Annotated in this window: 16 protein-coding genes and 1 riboswitch; of the genes, 6 read left to right on the forward strand and 10 right to left on the reverse strand. The window is 45.5% G+C overall.

What is annotated here, in order from left to right; all coding sequences use genetic code 11:
- The first annotated feature begins 24 nt into the window (after positions 1-24).
- The 3 genes from cobN to M3I01_RS04275 all read left to right on the forward strand — a co-directional run bounded on the left by cobN (position 25) and on the right by M3I01_RS04275 (position 6,009).
- Positions 25-4,011 carry a cobaltochelatase subunit CobN gene (gene cobN / locus M3I01_RS04265; RefSeq protein ID WP_275564927.1) on the forward strand — a complete coding sequence of 1,329 codons (3,987 nt, stop codon included), beginning with the start codon at positions 25-27 and terminating at the stop codon, positions 4,009-4,011.
- Between the two features lie 80 nt (positions 4,012-4,091).
- Entirely contained in the window at positions 4,092-5,339 is a 1,248-nt protein-coding gene (locus M3I01_RS04270) for a sirohydrochlorin chelatase (protein WP_255894347.1), read from the forward strand.
- Positions 5,340-5,541: 202 nt separating this feature from the next.
- On the forward strand, positions 5,542-6,009 hold the full coding sequence (locus M3I01_RS04275; RefSeq protein WP_255894348.1) for an OsmC family protein: 468 nt from the start codon (positions 5,542-5,544) through the stop codon (positions 6,007-6,009).
- Between the two features lie 125 nt (positions 6,010-6,134).
- Here M3I01_RS04275 and M3I01_RS04280 read toward each other — a convergent pair whose 3' ends face one another.
- On the reverse strand, positions 6,135-7,373 hold the full coding sequence (locus M3I01_RS04280) for a saccharopine dehydrogenase family protein (RefSeq protein WP_255894350.1): 1,239 nt from the start codon (positions 7,371-7,373) through the stop codon (positions 6,135-6,137).
- A 36-nt stretch (positions 7,374-7,409) separates the two neighbouring features.
- Complete coding sequence (nspC, locus tag M3I01_RS04285; RefSeq protein ID WP_255894351.1) at positions 7,410-8,507, reverse strand: carboxynorspermidine decarboxylase; 1,098 nt, start codon at positions 8,505-8,507, stop codon at positions 7,410-7,412.
- Between the two features lie 321 nt (positions 8,508-8,828).
- Here nspC and M3I01_RS04290 point away from each other — a divergent pair, with 321 nt between their 5' ends.
- The 3 genes from M3I01_RS04290 to M3I01_RS04300 all read left to right on the forward strand — a co-directional run bounded on the left by M3I01_RS04290 (position 8,829) and on the right by M3I01_RS04300 (position 12,133).
- On the forward strand, positions 8,829-9,422 hold the full coding sequence (locus M3I01_RS04290; RefSeq protein WP_255894352.1) for an NnrU family protein: 594 nt from the start codon (positions 8,829-8,831) through the stop codon (positions 9,420-9,422).
- Between the two features lie 150 nt (positions 9,423-9,572).
- On the forward strand, positions 9,573-10,937 hold the full coding sequence (yegD, locus tag M3I01_RS04295) for a molecular chaperone (RefSeq protein WP_255894353.1): 1,365 nt from the start codon (positions 9,573-9,575) through the stop codon (positions 10,935-10,937).
- A gap of 223 nt (positions 10,938-11,160) precedes the next feature.
- Positions 11,161-11,379, forward strand: a riboswitch (cobalamin riboswitch).
- An 82-nt stretch (positions 11,380-11,461) separates the two neighbouring features.
- Complete coding sequence (locus tag M3I01_RS04300; RefSeq protein WP_255894354.1) at positions 11,462-12,133, forward strand: energy-coupling factor ABC transporter permease; 672 nt, start codon at positions 11,462-11,464, stop codon at positions 12,131-12,133.
- Between the two features lie 79 nt (positions 12,134-12,212).
- Here M3I01_RS04300 and phnP read toward each other — a convergent pair whose 3' ends face one another.
- The 8 genes from phnP to phnH form a co-directional block, all read right to left on the reverse strand.
- Positions 12,213-12,995, reverse strand: coding sequence for a phosphonate metabolism protein PhnP (gene phnP / locus M3I01_RS04305; RefSeq protein WP_255894355.1), 783 nt, complete (start codon positions 12,993-12,995; stop codon positions 12,213-12,215).
- Positions 12,996-13,007: 12 nt separating this feature from the next.
- Entirely contained in the window at positions 13,008-13,598 is a 591-nt protein-coding gene (gene phnN, locus M3I01_RS04310; protein ID WP_255894357.1) for a ribose 1,5-bisphosphokinase, read from the reverse strand.
- Positions 13,599-13,653: 55 nt separating this feature from the next.
- The gene (gene phnM, locus M3I01_RS04315) at positions 13,654-14,790 is read right to left on the reverse strand and encodes an alpha-D-ribose 1-methylphosphonate 5-triphosphate diphosphatase (RefSeq protein WP_275564928.1); all 1,137 of its coding nucleotides are present in this window, start codon (positions 14,788-14,790) and stop codon (positions 13,654-13,656) included.
- A 16-nt stretch (positions 14,791-14,806) separates the two neighbouring features.
- Positions 14,807-15,556, reverse strand: a complete 750-nt coding sequence (gene phnL, locus M3I01_RS04320) for a phosphonate C-P lyase system protein PhnL (RefSeq protein ID WP_275564929.1) — start codon at positions 15,554-15,556, stop codon at positions 14,807-14,809.
- 68 nt (positions 15,557-15,624) lie between these two features.
- On the reverse strand, positions 15,625-16,461 hold the full coding sequence (gene phnK, locus M3I01_RS04325; protein ID WP_394358965.1) for a phosphonate C-P lyase system protein PhnK: 837 nt from the start codon (positions 16,459-16,461) through the stop codon (positions 15,625-15,627).
- Positions 16,454-17,386, reverse strand: a complete 933-nt coding sequence (locus M3I01_RS04330) for an alpha-D-ribose 1-methylphosphonate 5-phosphate C-P-lyase PhnJ (protein WP_255894361.1) — start codon at positions 17,384-17,386, stop codon at positions 16,454-16,456. The genes phnK and M3I01_RS04330 overlap by 8 nt, the downstream gene beginning before the upstream one ends.
- On the reverse strand, positions 17,383-18,498 hold the full coding sequence (locus M3I01_RS04335; RefSeq protein ID WP_255894362.1) for a carbon-phosphorus lyase complex subunit PhnI: 1,116 nt from the start codon (positions 18,496-18,498) through the stop codon (positions 17,383-17,385). The genes M3I01_RS04330 and M3I01_RS04335 overlap by 4 nt, the downstream gene beginning before the upstream one ends.
- A complete protein-coding gene (phnH, locus tag M3I01_RS04340) occupies positions 18,499-19,125 on the reverse strand; it encodes a phosphonate C-P lyase system protein PhnH (protein ID WP_255894363.1) in 627 nt (208 codons plus the stop codon).
- Position 19,126: the final 1 nt, after the last annotated feature.

Below are 19,126 nucleotides of genomic sequence, written 5' to 3' on the forward strand. Positions count from 1 at the left end.
GATAGGCAATCAAGTGGAGAAAGTGTGCATTTATTAGCGGCCAAACCGGGTGGATTTGTTGACGATGAAGGGATTGTCGATTTAGGGCAAACACCTGCGGATATGGTTATTTTGGCCGCAGCGGATTCTGTATTAGGGGCGCTAGGCAGCGCTCTTGATCATTTGGTTTTAGTTGAGTCTTCAAGTCGTTCACATGATGCTTCTCTGGAAGTAAGCGATAGCGACCGATTACCGAGTATTCGCCTAGCAAATTGGATGCAGTTGGTAAAACCCGCCGCCTACGATTTGTACGAACATAAGGTGCTAGAACACGCCAAAGTGGTGGTTGTTTCTTTACTCGGTGGTGAGCATTATTGGGCCTACGGGTTCCAGCAGTTACAGGCTTGGTCGAAAGCCAAAAAAGGCCGTACTTTAATCGTCGTACCGGGTGATGACACCCCTGATCCTGCTTTGATGAATGCGTCTAATTGCGACATGGAAGACGCTCACAGAGTGTGGCGCTATTTTCGTGAAAGCGGTCAACGAAACTGTGAGCAATTTTTTCAATTTCTTGCCGCGCAGTTTTTCCAAAAAAACATTAAGTGGCAGGAACCTGCGCCTTTACCCAGCGCACTTATTTACTTTCGAGGTGATAAGTCAAATCAAGGCAATAATTCAAATCAAGGTCATACTTCTAGCTTGAGTGAATGGAAAGCGCATTATCAAGATGCTTTATCTTATTCGAATGAAGTGAAGAGTCAGCCTGTGGTGCTGGTGGTGTTTTATCGATCTCATTTACAAAGCGGAAATACCGCAATGTTTGATGAATTGTTAGAGATCATCGAACAAGAAGGTCTTGTCCCTTTAGCGGTTGCCGTTAGCTCCTTAAAAGACGATGTATCCGTTGGTTTAATTGAAACACTGGTTGAGAAAACCAACGCAAAAGTGATTTTAAATACCACAGGTTTTGCCGCGAATCGCGTTGGCAGCCCAGATTTGGCCTCTGAGCCAACAGATTTTCAATCCGCCTTTGATTCTCCAATTCCTGTTTTGCAATTGATTTTATCCGGCAGCACACAAGACGACTGGCAACAGCAGACGCAAGGGTTGCGCAGTCGAGATGTGGCCATGCAAATTGTTTTGCCTGAAATGGACGGCCGAATCATTACCCGCGCCGTCAGTTTCAAAGCGCTGAGTCATTATAATGAAACAGCCCAAGTCGACTTAGTGCGTTACGAACTTCATCCAGAGCGCGCGCGATTCGTTGCACAACTGGCGAAGCGTTACGCCACCTTGGCAAGCAAACCAAACGCGGAAAAACGCATTGCTTTTGTACTGGCGAATTACCCAACCAAAGATGGCCGCATTGGCAATGGCGTTGGTTTAGACACGCCTGCGTCGACGGTAAATTTACTCAACGCGTTGGAGCGTGCAGGCTATCCGATTCAAGGCATTCCCGATCACGGCAATGCATTAATCGAAATGTTATTGGGTGCCGTGACAAACAATCCAAACACCTTGCATGAACGAGGTTGTTGGCAGAGCTTGGCGCTGGAAGATTACTTAACTTACTTTTATCAATTACCACTAGAAAGTCAAAATGCGGTTTGGGATCGCTGGGGGCCGCCAGAAGACGATCATAAATGCCGAGCACAAGACGGTCAGCGACGCATCATGTTGTCCGGTATTCGCCTTGGCGAAACCTTTGTTGGTATTCAGCCAGCGCGAGGCTTTAACCTCGATCTTGCTGCAAACTACCATGATCCAGATTTGATTCCCCCTCATAGCTATTTAGCGTTCTATTTTTGGCTGCGTCACGTTTATCAAGTGGATGCCTTCGTGCATGTTGGCAAGCATGGTAATCTCGAATGGTTACCGGGCAAAGGCACGGCTTTATCTGAGTCTTGTTGGCCAGATATTGCGCTTGGTCCTATGCCGAATTTTTATCCGTTTATTGTCAATGACCCAGGCGAAGGCGCGCAAGCCAAACGCCGGTCTCAAGCAACGATTATTGATCATCTAATGCCGCCGATGACGCGAGCTGAAACGTACGGTGACATGGCGGATCTGGAAAACCTAGTGGACGAATATTACCAAGCCATGGGCATGGATGTTCGCCGCGAAACCTGGCTAAGAGAGCAGATTCTAAAAAAAGTCCAACAATCCCATTTGTTAGAAGAGCTTACCATTGTCGAAAATAACGGCATTGAAGCGAACAATGATGATGCAGTACTGGAAGGTCTGGACACCTATTTGTGTGAAATCAAAGAAGCACAAATTCGTCACGGTTTGCATCGCCTTGGGGAGCTACCTGTAGAAGACAAGTTGGCTGACACACTGGTGGCGTTATTACGTTTACCTCGTGGTAACGAGATAACCAGCCAAGGTATCTTACATGTCTTGGTGAAAGACTTTGCTTTGAATAATCATGGCTTTGATCAACATGATTTTGATCCTATGCAAAGCCTGCGAACGCCTTGGCTGGGTATAAAGCCAGATGCATTATTATTAGTGAGTGATGCCGATTGGCGAACCCATGCGGACACCAAAGAGCGGCTCGAATTATTCGCCAAAGACATGATGCAGACGTATCTGATTCAAGGTCATCCTACGGATGAATTGGCAGCGTCTTTTCCGCAAACCGCGGTGCTTTTGTCTCATGCTAAAAAGACGTTGATGCTGGCGTTGGAAAAAAGCGCAAACGATGAAATTCAGGCCTTGATTACTGGTTTGGCGGGGGGCTTTATTCCACCGGGGCCAAGTGGTGCGCCAACACGTGGTCGATTAGATACCTTGCCGACAGGACGTAATTTCTTCTCTGTAGATAACCGAGCGATTCCATCGCCTGCGGCGTGGGCAATTGGTCAGAAATCCGCTGAGGCGTTGGTACAGCGACATTTACAAGAACATGGTGATTATCCGAAAGACCTTGGTTTGTCGGTATGGGGTACGGCGACCATGCGTACCGGTGGCGATGATATTGCGCAAGCGTTTGCACTGATGGGTGTTCGTCCCATTTGGGCGCCGGGTTCGAATCGCGTAACGGATTTTGAAATGCTTTCTTGTATGCAAATGGGACGTCCCAGAGTGGATGTGACCTTGCGTGTATCGGGTTTTTTCCGTGATGCGTTTGCTAATGTTATGCGGCTTTACGACGCGGCGGTGCAAGCCATCGCAGAGTATGAAGAGCCGGGGAATGGCAATACGATTCGTACCAATGTTCAAGCGAGAAAACAAACCTTACTTGACCAAGGAATGGACGAAGAACAGGCCAGTCGCCAAGCGTCTTATCGAGTGTTTGGCAGCAAACCAGGTGCGTACGGCGCAGGCTTACAAGGTTTAATCGATGAACGTTGTTGGGACACGAAAGCGGACTTAGCCGAAGCGTATGTGAACTGGGGTGGTTACGCTTATGATGGCAACTCTCAATCAGGAAAACAAGACGGCGTAGAAGCCAAATCTGCCTTCGTTGAGCGTTTATCTCAGCTTGATGTTGTGGTGCAAAATCAAGACAATCGCGAGCACGACATTCTGGATTCCGACGACTATTATCAGTTTCAAGGCGGTATGACCAACGCTGTAACGACGTTTAGTGGACAAGCGCCGAGTGTCTATCATAGTGATCATTCTAATCCGAGTTCGCCGAAAATTCGTACGCTTAAAGAAGAATTAAACCGTGTTGTTCGATCGCGAGTACTGAACCCTAAATGGATCGACGCCATGCAAACTCATGGCTACAAAGGCGCGTTTGAAATGACCGCTACGGTTGATTATCTGTTTGCCTATGATGCGACGACGGACCTAGTCGCCGATTACCAATATGAACAGGTGACCGATCGTTTATTACTTGACCCAGACAACCAAGCGTTTATGCGCGATAATAACCCTCATGCTTTGGAAGAAATGGGCGAGCGTCTATTAGAGGCAATTCAACGTGGCATGTGGCAGAACGCAGAAGGCCACAGAGAACAAATTCAATCCTTGTTGCTTGACCTAGATCAGCAGCAAGAGCAAGAAGAAAAGAGTCAGTAACCTTGGGCAGAGGCTTGCTGGTAACCTTATGAGCGTACAGTCACTGGAACGCCATCAGAGTCGACAGAAAGAGAGAGACAATGAGCAATACAACACCAGTAAAAAAACAGGGCATTATGATTTGTGGTCACGGTAGCCGTGATAAAGACGCAGAGCGTGAGTTTGGTTTAGTCGCAAAAGGGCTAAAAGAGCGCTTCCCACATTTACCTGTTGAATACGGATTTTTGGAATTTTCCGCACCGAATATTCACATGGGACTCAACAGCTTATTGTCGCAAGGTGTTGAAGAAATTTACGCCGTGCCGGGCATGTTATTCGCTGCGACGCACGCGAAAAACGATATTCCTTCTGTATTGACCACCTATGAAGAAAAGAACGCAGGGCTACACATTACTTACGGCCGTGAACTTGGCTTACAAGACGACATGATAGAAGCCTTTCAAGCGCGCATTTATGAATCGCTTGGGCTCGATCCACAAAATCCACCAGAAAACCTATACGACACATTATTAGTGGTTGTGGGTCGTGGAACGTCTGATACATCCGCTAATGCGGAAGCGGCGAAACTGACGCGCATCGTCAGTGAAAATATGGGCTTTGGTTGGTCGGATACCGTGTATTCAGGCGTCACTTACCCCTCTGTGGGCGTAGGGTTAGAAAACCTAATGAAGTTAGGTTATAAACGCATAGTCGTTGCGCCTTACTTTTTATTCACCGGCCGATTGATCAAACGGATTCAAGGTTATGTGGACAAAGTGGCGCAAACCAATCCAGCCATTGAGTTTATCCAAACGCCTTACCTGAGCGATCACCCAAGAGTCATTGACGCGTTCCAGCATCGAGTCGAAGAGATCATGCAAGGCGAACTGCAAACCGGCGAAGAAACCCTGATGAACTCCTTCAAGCGTCGTCTTGCTGCTGGCGAAGTGGACGTTCATCACCATCACGCCGAGTTTGTTGACCCTCAAGACGACACGCAAGGCTTGTCTGTTTCTGATCATGAACATTCGCATAACCACGGACATTCGCATGACCACAGTCACGACACTCATACCCATGATAAGAATCACGGGCATTCTCACGATTCTCACACTCATGCCCATGATAAGAGTCATAGCCATTCTCATGGTTCCCACTCTCACGATCATAGCCATGGACATTCCCACGGTGTCTACAAACACATTGGCCACCCAATGGGGCCAAGAACCATGATAGGTGAAGGCATTTGTTGTTGTTTTATGGGGCAGTTTACCGACGAGATCTTGGAAGAAGAGAGAGACAAAATCGACGGGGATTGTACTAAAACGGCTTTTGCCCACCGTAAGTAGCGCTGTTTATTCGCTCACTTTAATATAAGACAAAAATGACAGGTTTAGAGTGTCATAGGTTTAGTTATTCAATTAGGGGGCGCACTGGTTGTAGTGTAGGAGTGCAAGCTAGTTTTCTTGGTATGGTCAATTTTTGCTGAACGATAAAACTCAAAACAATGATATACATTAACTGACTCGTTTTTTAAATAGGAAGTAAACAATGGCAGAATACAGCGCTCAAATAGTCTGGCAGCGAGATAGTGAAGAGGCTTTTACAGATCATCGGTACAGTCGAGGGCATAAGTGGATTTTCGATGGCGGCATGACGGTTCCTGCGTCCTCTTCGTCCCACATTGTGCCTTTACCTTACTCTATTGAAGCAAATGTAGACCCTGAAGAGGCGTTTGTTGCGTCATTGTCGAGCTGTCATCTGCTGTTCTTCCTTTCCGTTGCTGCTAAGCGTAAGTTTGTGATTGAGCATTATGAAGATAATGCCGTTGGAAAAATGGAAAAAAACGAAGACGGAAAAGTTGCCATGACAGAGGTAACGCTTAAGCCAGAAGTTATTTTCTCAGGTGAAAATCAACCAAGCAGAGACGTTTTAGAGACAATGCATCATGAATCTCACGAAGCGTGTTTTATTGCTAATTCGGTAAAGACAGAGATAAAGATCGAAATTATATTATAAATTTTGAGTACTAAAGTGCTGTTTAGCATTGTTGAATGGACAAATAAAATAACCCCCAACCGACTATTTCGGTTGGGGGTTATTGTTTTTCTATCGTTTGAAATACAAAGGACTAAAACGAAAGGTTAAAACGTGAAAGGGCGGTCGCCGTTTTCGTCTTTAATGCGAGTCGGTAGACCCATGTCGTTTAGTAAACCTAGGAAAGGTCTTGGATCAAGTTGCTCCACGTTACGCATTTCTTTCGCGTCCCAAGTCCCATTAGCCACTAGAATGGCCGCAGCAACGGGTGGTACACCAGCGGTGTATGAAATACCTTGGCTACCCACTTCGTTGTACGCGTCTTTGTGATCTGCGACGTTGTAGATAAAGACTTCTTTCTCTTTACCGTCTTTAATGCCTTTTACCACATCGCCAATACAGGTTTTGCCTGTGTAATTAGGAGCAAGTGAAGAAGGATCAGGCAGTACTGCTTTAACAACTTTAAGCGGAATGACTTCTAGGCCTTCTGCGGTTTTAACCGGTTGCTCAGACAGTAAACCTAGGCTTTTTAACACCGTAAACACATTGATGTAGTGTTCGCCAAAGCCCATCCAAAAGCGTACGTTTGGCACGTCTAGATTTTGCGAAATAGAGTGAACTTCATCGTGGCCTGTCATATAAGCCGTTTGCTTACCTACGACGGGGAGATCATCTGTTCGGCTGACTTCGAACATTTTGTTTTCTTGCCATTGGCGGTTTTGCCAAGAATAAACACGTCCGGTAAATTCGCGGAAGTTAATCTCTGGGTCAAAGTTGGTAGCGAAGTATTTACCATGGCTACCCGCGTTGATGTCGATAATGTCGATGTCGCTAACACTATCGAAATAATCATTGTATGCAAGAGCGGCATACGCGTTTACCACACCCGGATCAAAACCTACGCCAAGAATAGCGGTCACGCCTTTTTCTTTACATAATTCGCGGCGTTTCCATTCGTAGTTTGCATACCATGGTGGTGTTTCACAAATTTTCGCAGGATCTTCATGGATCGCTGTGTCTAGGTAAGCGGCACCCGTTTCGATACACGCTTCTAATACAGACATGTTGATGAAGGATGAGCCAACGTTGATCACGATTTGTGATTCTGTTTCTTTAATTAATTTCACCGTTGCGGCGACATCAAGGGCGTTTAGAGCGAATGCTTGAATACGGCCCTCTACCTTCATGCTGCCTTTGTCGAGGACACTGGATACAATATCGTCGCATTTCGTAACGCTGCGCGAAGCAATTGCGATATTGCCCAGTGTGTCATTGTGTTGGGCGCATTTGTGGGCTACAACACGAGCCACGCCTCCACCGCCGATGATTAAGACATTTTTTTTCATAGTAACGCGATCTCCAAAATTTTAGTCTAGACAGAATTAAGACAGGTTCTGCTCAAAATCGTTGTAATCAAATTCTCTTACGAGTTCGATGCTGCCGTCCAATTGACGTATCGCAATGGACGGCATTTTTACTCCGTTGAACCAGTTCTTTTTCACCATGGTGTAACCGGCTGCGTCTTCGAAAGACAGGCGGTCACCGACTTGTAGTGTTTGTTTGAATTTAAATTCACCGAAAATATCGCCAGCTAAACAAGACTTACCACAAATCATGTATTCATGTTCACCATCACAAGGCACCATTTTAGCACTTTCACGGTAAATCAGCAGGTCTAGCATGTGAGCTTCAATAGAACTGTCGACAACGGCTAAGTTTTTGCCATTGAATAATGTATCTAATACCGTTACTTCTAACGTTGTACTTTTGGTAATTGATGCTTCGCCTGGTTCTAAATACACTTGGATATCGTACTTTTCAGAGAAAGCTTTTAAGCGTTGGCAGAATTGGTCAATGGGGTAATCTTCCCCTGTAAAGTGAATTCCACCGCCCAAGCTTATCCAGCTTACCTGCTGAATAAGATGACCAAAGCGTTCTTCGATCAAGGTAAGCATTTCATCAAAGCGTTCAAAGTCGTCGTTCTCACAATTGTTGTGGAACATAAAGCCCGAAATATCGCTAATGACAGTTTCGACTTTTGAAGGGTTCCATTCGCCAAGACGACTAAAGGGTCTTGCTGGGTCGGCAATTAAAAACTCAGACGTACTGACTTGTGGATTAACACGTAAACCACGTGTTTTGCCTTCACTAATGTCTTTAAAGCGGCTTAATTGACCAATGGAGTTGAAAATTATTTTGTCTGAATGATCCAATACTTCGCGAATTTCATCGTCGGAATACGCCACACTGTAAGCGTGGGTTTCACCTTTAAACTTAGTGTTACCCAGTTTGACTTCGTATAAGGAAGACGATGTAGTGCCATCCATATATTCTTGCATTAAGTCGAATACAGACCAAGTAGCAAAACATTTAAGGGCCAATAATGACTTGGCTCCGGACTGTTGGCGCACATAAGCGATCTTCTCTAAATTCTTTAGAAGAGCCGCTTTATCAATGAGGTAATACGGTGTCTTGATCATGGCAACCTGCCCAGTAGTCAAAACGCTGTATTCTAGAGCAAAGGTGGGTGTGTTTTCTAGCTTAAAATAGGAATTTTATGAGCCTTTCTGTGTCATTTTGACGACTTTTCCTGTTCCTTCAGCATGCTCGTGCTTTTTATTTGACCTGTATGCTCTTTCAATAGAGTGATTCATTGATGATTTCACTTTTGCGTGGAAGATAATAGGGTAACCTCCTAGCTAATTCTGCTTTATAATCCGCTACAATTGATTTTTGTAGCGTTTTAAGACTCGTGTATTCGCCACTAATATATTTTAAAAGAGTATAAGGAACATCGTAGTATGTTGATTTTAGTTATTGGTTTGGTCGTATTTTTCTGTGTGCATTCCGTTCGTTTGTTTGCCCCTAATTGGCGTGAAACAAGTATGGGGCAGGGTAAGAACGGTGTTATGCGTTGGCATATGCGTTTTGGATTATTAACTTTGCTGGCGACGGCATTCATTGTTATGGGTTACATGCAAATGCGTGTAGAGCCTATTTGGTTGTGGTTTCCCCCTGTGTGGACGCGTCATTTAGCGGGCTTACTTGTACTGGTTGCGCTTTTCTTTGTTGGTTCTGCATTAGTACCGAATACCTCGATGAAACAGAAAATGGGCTACCCATTGTTGATTGGAATAAAAATTTGGGCGTTTGCTCATCTAATCAGTAACGGTACTGTGGCCGATGTGATGATATTCGGAAGTTTCTTAGTGTGGTCGATTGTCAGCTTTGCTGTCTATCGCCGTCGTGATAGAAAAGCGGGTGTTGTGTATGTAACTTCGGACGAGTCCAGTGTTCCATCCAATTTAGCGGCTTTTGTTTTTGCGATGATCTCTTGGTTTACGATCGTTTTTTATCTGCATGAAGCGGTGATCGGTGTGTCACCATTGGTCTAGTATTTGTTTGCAGGAAGAGAAAGATTAAACGAATGACCTTTGAGTCTCATGCTGCGTTTTTAATCACGTCCGCACGGTTAGTTTTGATACTTTTAGGTCTTTCTGTTATCGTCCGCGCCCCTTTTATTAGCGATGATAGGTAAGAAATACATGATTTGTGGATTTGATTATGGAACATCGAATTGTGCATTAGGCATTGTGCAGGACTCGTCTGTGCGTTTGGTCGCTTTAGAAGGTGATCATACTTTTTTACCTTCCACGTTATACGCTTTAGATCGTGATTTAATTACTGAAGCCGTTGGCAGAAACATTCAAGATTTTCAGTCACGACAAACCTTTGCAGAGCTGCGTCAAAATGCCTTAACGCGCGCCAAACGTGCTCGTTACGAAGAAGACATTGCTGATGATGATCAAACCCTATTTTTTGGTCGTGCTGCGTTTGATGAATATTTCCAATGGCCTGAAGAAGGGTATTTTGTAAAATCACCTAAATCCTTTTTAGGTGGTGCTGGACTGCGCGCAGAGCACATCCACTTCTTTGAAGACGTTGTTACTGTGATGATGCAAAACATCAAACAACGTGCGGAAAAAAGTCTAGGTGCGGACATTACACATACTGTGATTGGTCGACCGGTAAACTTTCAAGGTATTGATGCTGAGGTAAGCAATCGTCAAGCGTTAGAGATTCTAACCACCGCGGGCAAGCGAGCGGGTTTTAAAGAAATTGAATTTCTGTATGAACCGATTGCCGCGGGTTTAGATTTTGAAGTGGCCATGACCGAAAATAAAACGGTACTGGTTGTGGATATTGGTGGTGGTACCACTGACTGTGCCATGGTTCGAATGGGGCCTGATTATGTGCGAAAAGAAGACCGACGCAGTGATTTTTTGGCGCATACCGGTGAACGAATTGGTGGTAATGATTTAGACATACAAATTGCGGGCAAACACTTAATGCCGTTGTTTGGAATGAATTCTCTGCTAAAAACTGGTTTGCCAATGCCAACGCAAATGTATTGGAATGCCATTACAACCAACGATGTATCGGCCATCGCGACCTTTAATAGCATGGAAACAAAAAATCAAATACATCAAATGCGATTGGATGCGTCAGAACCTAAATTAATCGAGCGTTTCCTGCGGATGCGAGAAGAAAAGCACAACTACCATATTGTGCGCAGTGCAGAAGAAGCCAAAATTGCCTTATCTGACTCTCAGAGCTACCTTGCTTCATTGGATTATATTGAAGCTGCGCTAGAGGCTACGATTACTCGTGACGAGTTGGCTAAATCAATTACCTCACCACTCGAAAAAATGTTGAACTTGATGTCTGCCGCGATAGAGCAAGCTGGTGAAAAACCTGATTTGATTTATATGACTGGTGGTTCGGCCAAGTCTCCTGTTATTCGTGATGCGATTCAACAACGTATTGGGGATATTCCTGTATTGGATGGAGATCACTTTGGCAGTGTGGCGGCAGGTTTAACGGTGTGGTCTGAACGTATTTTCAAATAAAGTTTTAAACAAAAGCCTATATAAAAAACATCACTACATAAAAAAGCGAGCGACTAGGGTCACTCGCTTTTTTTGATTGTTATACGCTGGTATTTATTGCAGCAGAGTGTTTTTATTTGCATGAAAAACGTTCTTCTCCCAGCTCTTATTTTTCTCGCTTTGGTTGCTTAAGTTCGCTTTAAACCGTACGCTTCCACTTTCTGATAATGTGTTATTAACGGCGCTTATCAGTTCTTGTGAAGGTGCCAGTTTTACTGGTGAAACGGGAAACAGGTGCGTGTTAAGCAAACCCTGTACTGCCCCCGCAACGGTAAATAAGTGGTGTGTTCTTCTACTTACTCCCACTGTCCTTTTTTGGATGGGAAGGGATGAGGCTTTTAGAAAAATGCAGTGTTGCCAAACGCTTATGAGTCCGGAGACCGGCCTTCATTGATTAGGATTTTTTGCTTAGTACATCGTGCTAAGTGAGGGTCTGTTAATTTGAATCATACGGGTGAGTATGACGCATATTTTGGAGGCACATCGTGCATATTGAACCAGGCGTTGTTGACGGCGCAAAAATTGTTTTGAGTTACGCTACGGCGTTAGCTGCTTTTGGATTTTCTGCAAAAGCGTCTATCGACATGATTAAAAAAAATGGACTGTTGTCTTTAATCGGACGCAGCGCATTAACCACCGTATTCGTCTTTATTTTCTTTCAAGTGATGCCACACCACGCGGTAGGGGTATCTGAAGTTCACTTTATCCTTGGCTCGACATTATTTCTTATGTTTGGTCCTGCAGCGGCGTCGATCGGTTTGTTATCAGGATTATTGGTGCAAGGTCTATTTTTTGCCCTGATCGACCTTCCACAATATGGCATGAACGTCACAACCTTATTATTGCCTCTGTTTGCTATGTCTGTCGTCGCGCGTCGTATCATTTCGGACAATACGGCTTACGTGGATATTTCTTATAAACAGGCATTAAAACTGTCTTTAACGTATCAAGGTGGCATCGTTGTTTGGGTCGCGTTTTGGGCGTTTTACGGACAAGGTTTTGGTGCTGAAAATATGGCGTCGGTAGCGACGTTTGGCCTTGCTTATATGAGTGTTGTGTTGCTTGAGCCTGTGTTAGATCTTGCTGTACTTGCAGGCGCAAAAAGCTTGAATCGCGTTAAAAATTCTTCATTATTTGAAGCGCGCTTGTTCCATTAAACGAAATGTCTTGATCAAGCACGACTAAATACAATGCCCACGTTTTTTACTAGAAATAGAGAAAGAGCGTGGGCATTTTTTATATTACCGTCATGCCATCTTTCGCAATGAGCATATTGTCAGGCAAACTGTCCCCATGCTCCATTAACCAGCAATCTAAGCGATGGCTGATGTGTGTGAGCATCATGATTTTCGGCTGCAGGGTGTGATAGGCCAAGAGAGCAAGATTGATGTCGTTATGATTTCTAGGCGCCGTTGGCGTTGGTGGTTCTGAGCAATCGAGTATCAGGTAATCCAGCGTTTTGTTGGCTAAGAATGCCTGTGTTGTTTCAGGTAAACCGACGGTGTCAGTGAGATACGCTAGGGTAAAATCGTTCTTTTCAATGACATAGCCTAAGGTGATTTTAGAATGCAGTAATGGCAAAGGCGTAATCGAAAAATCATCAAATTGCATGGTTTCGAATGGTATAAACGCCGGCTGAAAATCGAGCACGCCAGCGTGTTTATAAAGGTCGTCTGTGCCTTTTTGATCGTCCGGTCGAAACACCGGAATTTTCTCTGGTCGTTCAGACCAACGCAAATGAAACAAACCTTGAACGTGATCCATGTGAAAGTGAGTCAGGACAATTCGTTGAATCTCATCAAATTCGTATCGTTCCGCCAGGTTAGGAACGCCCGCGTCAATCAGAGTCACGCCAAGCTCGGTGCGAATTTCAAGACTGCAAGGTCCTCGGCGAAACGTGTCATCTTGCTTTGCTCGTTCACATGCCGCGCAATCACAGCCCCAAACCGGAACCTGACCCGCGTTACCTGAGCCAAGAATTCGAATATTCAACATGATTTTTTCTCTTTCATTCGTCATTCAGTCACTTTTTTATGAACTGGTAGACAGTGAATTAAGGTAACTAATAAGTTGCAGAACAGCGTCATCAATATTGGTGTTATTGTTTATGACATGGCACTGATCAAGCGGTCCTTTTGCTTTGGAAGAGGCGAATTGCTGCTGCGTTCGAGTCAGTCGCGCCTCGATATCCGGTAGCGATTCACGGCCTCGGTTTATTAATCGTTGGCGCAGTATGTCTGTTTCCACCTTGATCAATACAGGCACTAAATCTTTGCCATAAATCGTCATGGCGGTGGGCAAGTATTCTCTTGACCCATTGACGATGACGTTCTGACCTTTTGCTAGCCAAAGGTCGATTTCCTTGCCAATGCCGTAGCGCAATCCATTGGCTTGCCAATCTAAAGAAAAGCAACCCAGTTGTTGGCGTCGTTGGAATTCCGCTTCGCTCAATTCTATGTGATTTTCGTTACCAGATTGCCAATCGCGACAAATGTAGCGATTGGTAATCATTAGGTTGGGCAACGAGGTTAACGCTTCCGTATTTAGCCATTGGCGTACGCCGGCTAAAACAGAGTCTTTGCCGCTACCTGAAGCACCGATGAGATAAATGACCTTGCTCATAGTTGTTCCGTTAACCCTTAATGACGTTGTTCTTTTTCACTTTATTTACCAGTGCTTAAAAAGCCCGTTGACCGTTTTTCCATACATGTTCGATGTGGACATGATCGCCTTTTAAGGTACTCCAAATTAAGTCGGCTTTTTGGCCGACTGCAATTTGACCTCTGTCGTTTAAACCCGCGGCTTTTGCGGGGTTTAGGCTGACCAAATTCATGGCTTTAGGCACATCGTAATCATTGCTTTCTAATTGAGCGATTTTAAACGCGGATTCTAATAGGCTCGCAGGGTAATAATCACTGGATAAAATGTCTAATACGCCCGCGCTTGCCAGTTCATGAGCCGCAATGTTGCCAGAGTGAGAGCCACCACGAACCACATTTGGCGCGCCCATCAAAACACTCATTCCTTTGCTGTGAGCGGCTTTTGCTGCCTCTGCCGTGGTCGGAAATTCTGCAATCACCATGTTGAAATGATCAGATTCTTCCACGTGCTCTAAAGTGGCGTCGTCATGGCTGGCAAGAGGAATATTTAATTCGTGACAGGTTGCACAAATACTTTCTCTAAACGTCGCACTGTAACGTTGGCTAGCATTAACTTGACGGGTAATAAACGCGTCCATTTCGTCATCCGATAGCTTATATTTACCTTGGTAATATTCGCGGTATTTTTCCATTTTAGCGAATTGACGCTGTCCGGGAGAATGATCCATGACAGACACAAGTTGTACGGGGGTTTGTTTCAATAGCGCTTGAAAATTGTTTAATGTGTCTTTATGGCTGACTTCACAGCGTAAATGTAAAAAGTGATCGGCGCGGGTTAAACCACGCTCACGGGATTCATTAAGCGCATCGACCATGCGGCTTAGATTGTTTAATCGTTCGCTGCCTTCGATCACATCGCCCACTGAAACCGCATCGAATACCGAGGTGATTCCTGCGCTGACCATTTGCGCATCATGGACTTTAAACGCTTGAATCGCAGGCCAACTTACTCCTGGTCTCGGTGTGAAATGTTTCTCCATGTTGTCTGTGTGCAATTCGACCATACCCGCGGTTAGGTAACCATTGTGGCAATCAATGGCGCCAGGCAAAGACACGTTGCCGTGGTCAATGTGTGTGATAACGCCCTCGTTAATCATTACCGTACCTTTAATGACTTCATTGGCTAAGACAATTTGTGCATTGGTTAAAATCATGACTACTTCTCCAAAATTAGTGGTTTAGGGCGACTGGCTGGTCGTTGGTCTGAGTGGTATGAAGGCGGTTTTCGTTCACGGAAAATACATGGTCAGCGACGGCATTACGCACTTGGCTATCATGGAAAATACCGACCACGGCGATATTTTTAGCCAGTGCATTTTTGATCAATTGCACGACCACTTCTGAATTTTTTTGATCCAAAGACGCAGTCGGTTCATCCAATAATAAAATGGGATAATCTTGAATAAAGCCACGAGCGATGTTAACTCGCTGTTGTTCGCCCCCCGAAAAGGTACTCGGTGCTAACGACCATAAACGCTCTGGAATATTAAGCTGTTGCAACAAAAGCGTTGCTCTCGCTTCGGCTTCGTCGTCGGCCACGCCACGTTCTTTCAGTGGTTGCTTGACCACATCGAGTGTGGAAACCCTAGGAATGACTCTTAAAAATTGGCTGACGTAACCAATGGTGTGGCGTCTTACGTCTAATAGTTCATGGCTAGTCGCCGTGGCTAAATCCAGCATGTCGCCTTGATGACGAACATGAATGGCTCCTGAACTGGGTAAGTAGTTAGCGTATAAAGTACGCAGAAGGGTGCTTTTTCCTGAGCCACTTTCGCCATGTAATACGGTGCATTGTCCCGCAGAAATCTGCAGATCGACGTTGTTTAAAATGGGCAGCTGTATGCCGCCCTGATTGTGCAGGGTGAAGGTTTTACTGAGCTGTTCCACTTGAATCATCGTGGTTGTGCTGGTGTTACTCATGTTGGCACTTGTCATCGCTAAATAGCCTTATAAAAATGGATTAAAGGTTTGGATAAAGGCGCTATTGGTTAAGGGGTCAGCACCGATGACACTAATAGCTGGGTGTAGGCGTGTTGTGGGTCGTCGAGCACTTGGTCGGTTAAACCTGTTTCGACGATTCTTCCGTGACGCATGACAATTAGGCGCTGAGCCAACAGCCGAGCGACGGCAAGATCATGAGTGACGATCACCACGGCAAGGTTCATTTCGGTTACCAAGGTGCGCAGTAAATCCAATAAGCGTGCTTGAACCGATACGTCAAGTCCGCCGGTGGGTTCGTCCATAAAGACAACTCTTGGGTGAGTCACCAGATTGCGGGCAATCTGTAGGCGTTGCTGCATACCGCCAGAATAGGTAGACGGTTTATCATCGATACGGCTGACATCCAGTTCCACATCTTCCATCCACTGCAAGCCTTTATCGCGAATCTTGCCGTAATGACGTTCGCCAACGGCCATTAAACGCTCGCCGATATTGGCGCCAGCCGAAACTCCCATGCGTAAACCATCACGAGCGTGTTGGTGCACCACACCCCATTCGGTTCTCAACAAATAACGGCGTTCTGTTTCTGAAAGCTGATAAAGATTAAGCCAGTTATTGTCACGATTAAGATAAAGAATCTCCCCTGCATTTGGCGCAAGACGAGCCGATAAACTGGTCAACAAGGTAGATTTTCCTGAACCCGATTCCCCGACAATACCTAAGACTTCTCCGGGATACAGATCAAAACTGATGTCTTCGCAGCCTTTGCCCGGTGCGTATAACTTAGTCAGTTTGTTCACTTTTAGAAGTGGTTCGTTCATCATTGCTTCATTGGCGGTTGATTTATTTGGTATTGGTTTAGTCGGCATGAGAGTGTCAGTCATGATTTTTCTCTCCAGTTTGTGTGGCGTGCGCTTCGTTCTTATCGACCTGCTGTCGGCAGTAATCGGTGTCCGAGCATAAGTAGCTGCGGGAGCCTTGATCATCAATAATGACTTCGTCTAAGAAGCTACTCTGAGAACCACAAATGGCGCAGCTTTCTTCCCAAGTTTGAATCTCAAAAGGGTGATCTTCAAAATCCAAACTTTCGACGTTGGTGTAAGGTGGAACCGCGTAGATACGTTTTTCTCGTCCCGCACCAAACAGCTGTAATGCCGGCATTTGATGCATTTTTGGGTTATCGAATTTGGGTATAGGCGACGGATCCATAATGTATCTGTCGTTCACTCGCACAGGATAAGCGTATGTGGTGGCGATATGACCGAAATGGGCGATGTCTTCATAGAGTTTTACGTGCATCACACCGTAGTCTTCTAACGCGTGCATTTTGCGTGTTTCCACTTCGCTCGGTTCGATAAAGCGCAGTGGTTCTGGAATCGGTACTTGATAAATCAAAATCTGATCGGCACTTAATGGTGTTTCAGGAATACGGTGACGGGTTTGAATTAAACTGGCGTCTACGGTTTTTTCGGTGGTTTCTACCCCCGTAAGTTCTTTAAAAAAGGCTCGAATACTGACGGCGTTGGTGGTGTCATCTGCGCCCTGATCGATTACTTTTAGAATGTCACTTTCACCAATTACCGCGGCGGTAAGCTGAATGCCGCCGGTTCCCCAGCCATAAGGCATGGGCATTTCACGCCCACCAAAAGGGACTTGGTAACCGGGAATCGCCACGGCTTTAAGTAACGCACGGCGAATCATGCGTTTGGTTTGCTCGTCAAGATAAGCGAAGTTGTAGCCGTCTTTTATGGGGTCAAGCGTGACGTCATTAATGACAGGATTGACGCTGTTTGTGGAAGATAGGCTCATGCTTGTTCTCCTTTTTCGGTATTGGCTGTTTCTTTGTTTGCCTGTTCTTTTCGTAAGCGACGCAACAGCTCCAACTCAGATTGAAAATCCACGTAGTGGGGGAGTTTTAGATGGGAAACAAACCCCGACGCTTCTACGTTGTCACAATGAGATAAGATAAATTCTTCTTGTTGAGCAGGGGACACGCGTTCTTCGTCGTACTTTTCTGCCTGTAGCGCGCGGTCAATTAATGCCATAGACAGGGTTTTTCGTTCATTTTGACCAAACGCCAGTCCATAACCTCGAGTGAATTTAATGTCATCGTCTTCTAGCTTGCTAAAACCGTTGATCATTTCGCATTCGGTCACTTGAATGCTGCCAATATCGACACTGAAGCCGAGTTCATCTGGGGTGATAAAGACGTCTACTTCGCCTGTTCGAATCTCTCCTGCAAACGGGTGATTACGGCCGTAACCGCGCTGAGTGGAATAACCCAGTGCGAGTAAAAAACCTTCGTCGCCACGCACAAGAGATTGCAAACGCGCACTGCGATCACAAGGGTAAGACGGTGGATCTTGCGTTATATCGGCAGGCGCAATGTTTTCATCCACTTCTTCTACGATAAGCTTTTCCCGTTCGAGCATTTGCAAGACACGAGTCATGGCTTCAGGTTCATCTTCAGTATTGGTCGGCGTGATATTGTCTAACTCTGCAGGCGTTCTACCATCGGCTAATAAGGTGAAATCCAGCAGTCGATGGGTGTAGTCGAAGGTCGATCCCAAAAGTTGGCCGCCAGGTAAATCTTTAAACGTCGCCGAGATTCGACGCTCTATGTGCATCTGTGTGGTCTCAATCGCTTCACTGCGATAAAAACGACTCAGCGTGGTGCGATAAGCGCGTAATAAGAAGATGGCTTCGACCAAATCCCCAGCAGATTGTTTGATGGCTAATGCCGCCAGTTGAGGATCATAAATAGACCCTTCGGTCATTACCCGAGCGACAGCCAGAGGGAGCTGTTCACTGATTTGTGCCACGGACATTTCAGGAATTTGCACATCACCGCGGCGATTTTTATCGAGCAATTTGTGCGCGTTGTTGATGGCGGTTTCTCCGCCTTTTACGGCCACGTACATTTAAAGCACCTCCACTTGAGTGGTTCGGGGTAGGCAAACGAGTTGGTTTTGGTCGATAAAGATAAAATCTAAACCAAGTGGGAAAGACCCGTTGCGTTCGCCTGTTTGATTCGATAAATAGTCCAGCAGTGTCGGTGAAAGGTCACTGATGGAAACCAGTTGCGCCGTCTCGATGCCGGGCCCAGTGAGACGCAAATTAACGCCTTCGCCAAGATCATCTTTCACACTCTGCACTTGAACGATGACGGTGCAGCCCGTTTCTGGATACTCGTCTGTTCCTTGAAAAAAGACATGAGGGAATCGCTCAACAGAATCGATTTCAGCTGGACCCATTAAGGCAAAGAGCGCTTGTTGGCTGTCTTCAACGATGGGCACTCCAGTATGAAAATGCAGATTATGTTTGATGTTTGATGTCGTAAAATGCGGCGACAACCACAGCGGTGTTTGTTGATCCATCATGGCTTGGCACACGGCAAAAGTGCTGGCATGAAGGGAGTCAATGGACTCTGGCGAATCGACGCAAACCAGTGTGCCGGGTTCACTCATTGCTTTGAGCAATTGACGAAATACCCGCTGACTGTCGTGTGTAGGTTTTTGAAAACCTTTGATTAAGGTGAGTGCTGTCATG

Source organism: Marinomonas maritima, assembly GCF_024435075.2.
GTDB classification, from domain to species: domain Bacteria; phylum Pseudomonadota; class Gammaproteobacteria; order Pseudomonadales; family Marinomonadaceae; genus Marinomonas; species Marinomonas maritima.

What these genes read in the sequence shown, in the direction of transcription:
- M3I01_RS04335 (WP_255894362.1), bottom strand. Translation starts at nt 18,498, where the DNA reads ATGTACGTGGCCGTAAAAGGCGGAGAAACCGCCATCAACAACGCGCAC.
- M3I01_RS04290 (WP_255894352.1), top strand. Translation starts at nt 8,829, where the DNA reads ATGTTGATTTTAGTTATTGGTTTGGTCGTATTTTTCTGTGTGCATTCC.
- M3I01_RS04280 (WP_255894350.1), bottom strand. Translation starts at nt 7,373, where the DNA reads ATGAAAAAAAATGTCTTAATCATCGGCGGTGGAGGCGTGGCTCGTGTT.
- phnN (WP_255894357.1), bottom strand. Translation starts at nt 13,598, where the DNA reads ATGAGCAAGGTCATTTATCTCATCGGTGCTTCAGGTAGCGGCAAAGAC.
- phnL (WP_275564929.1), bottom strand. Translation starts at nt 15,556, where the DNA reads ATGAGTAACACCAGCACAACCACGATGATTCAAGTGGAACAGCTCAGT.
- phnH (WP_255894363.1), bottom strand. Translation starts at nt 19,125, where the DNA reads ATGACAGCACTCACCTTAATCAAAGGTTTTCAAAAACCTACACACGAC.
- nspC (WP_255894351.1), bottom strand. Translation starts at nt 8,507, where the DNA reads ATGATCAAGACACCGTATTACCTCATTGATAAAGCGGCTCTTCTAAAG.
- phnP (WP_255894355.1), bottom strand. Translation starts at nt 12,995, where the DNA reads ATGACGAATGAAAGAGAAAAAATCATGTTGAATATTCGAATTCTTGGC.
- yegD (WP_255894353.1), top strand. Translation starts at nt 9,573, where the DNA reads ATGATTTGTGGATTTGATTATGGAACATCGAATTGTGCATTAGGCATT.
- phnK (WP_394358965.1), bottom strand. Translation starts at nt 16,461, where the DNA reads ATGACTGACACTCTCATGCCGACTAAACCAATACCAAATAAATCAACC.
- phnM (WP_275564928.1), bottom strand. Translation starts at nt 14,790, where the DNA reads ATGATTTTAACCAATGCACAAATTGTCTTAGCCAATGAAGTCATTAAA.
- M3I01_RS04270 (WP_255894347.1), top strand. Translation starts at nt 4,092, where the DNA reads ATGAGCAATACAACACCAGTAAAAAAACAGGGCATTATGATTTGTGGT.
- M3I01_RS04275 (WP_255894348.1), top strand. Translation starts at nt 5,542, where the DNA reads ATGGCAGAATACAGCGCTCAAATAGTCTGGCAGCGAGATAGTGAAGAG.
- M3I01_RS04330 (WP_255894361.1), bottom strand. Translation starts at nt 17,386, where the DNA reads ATGAGCCTATCTTCCACAAACAGCGTCAATCCTGTCATTAATGACGTC.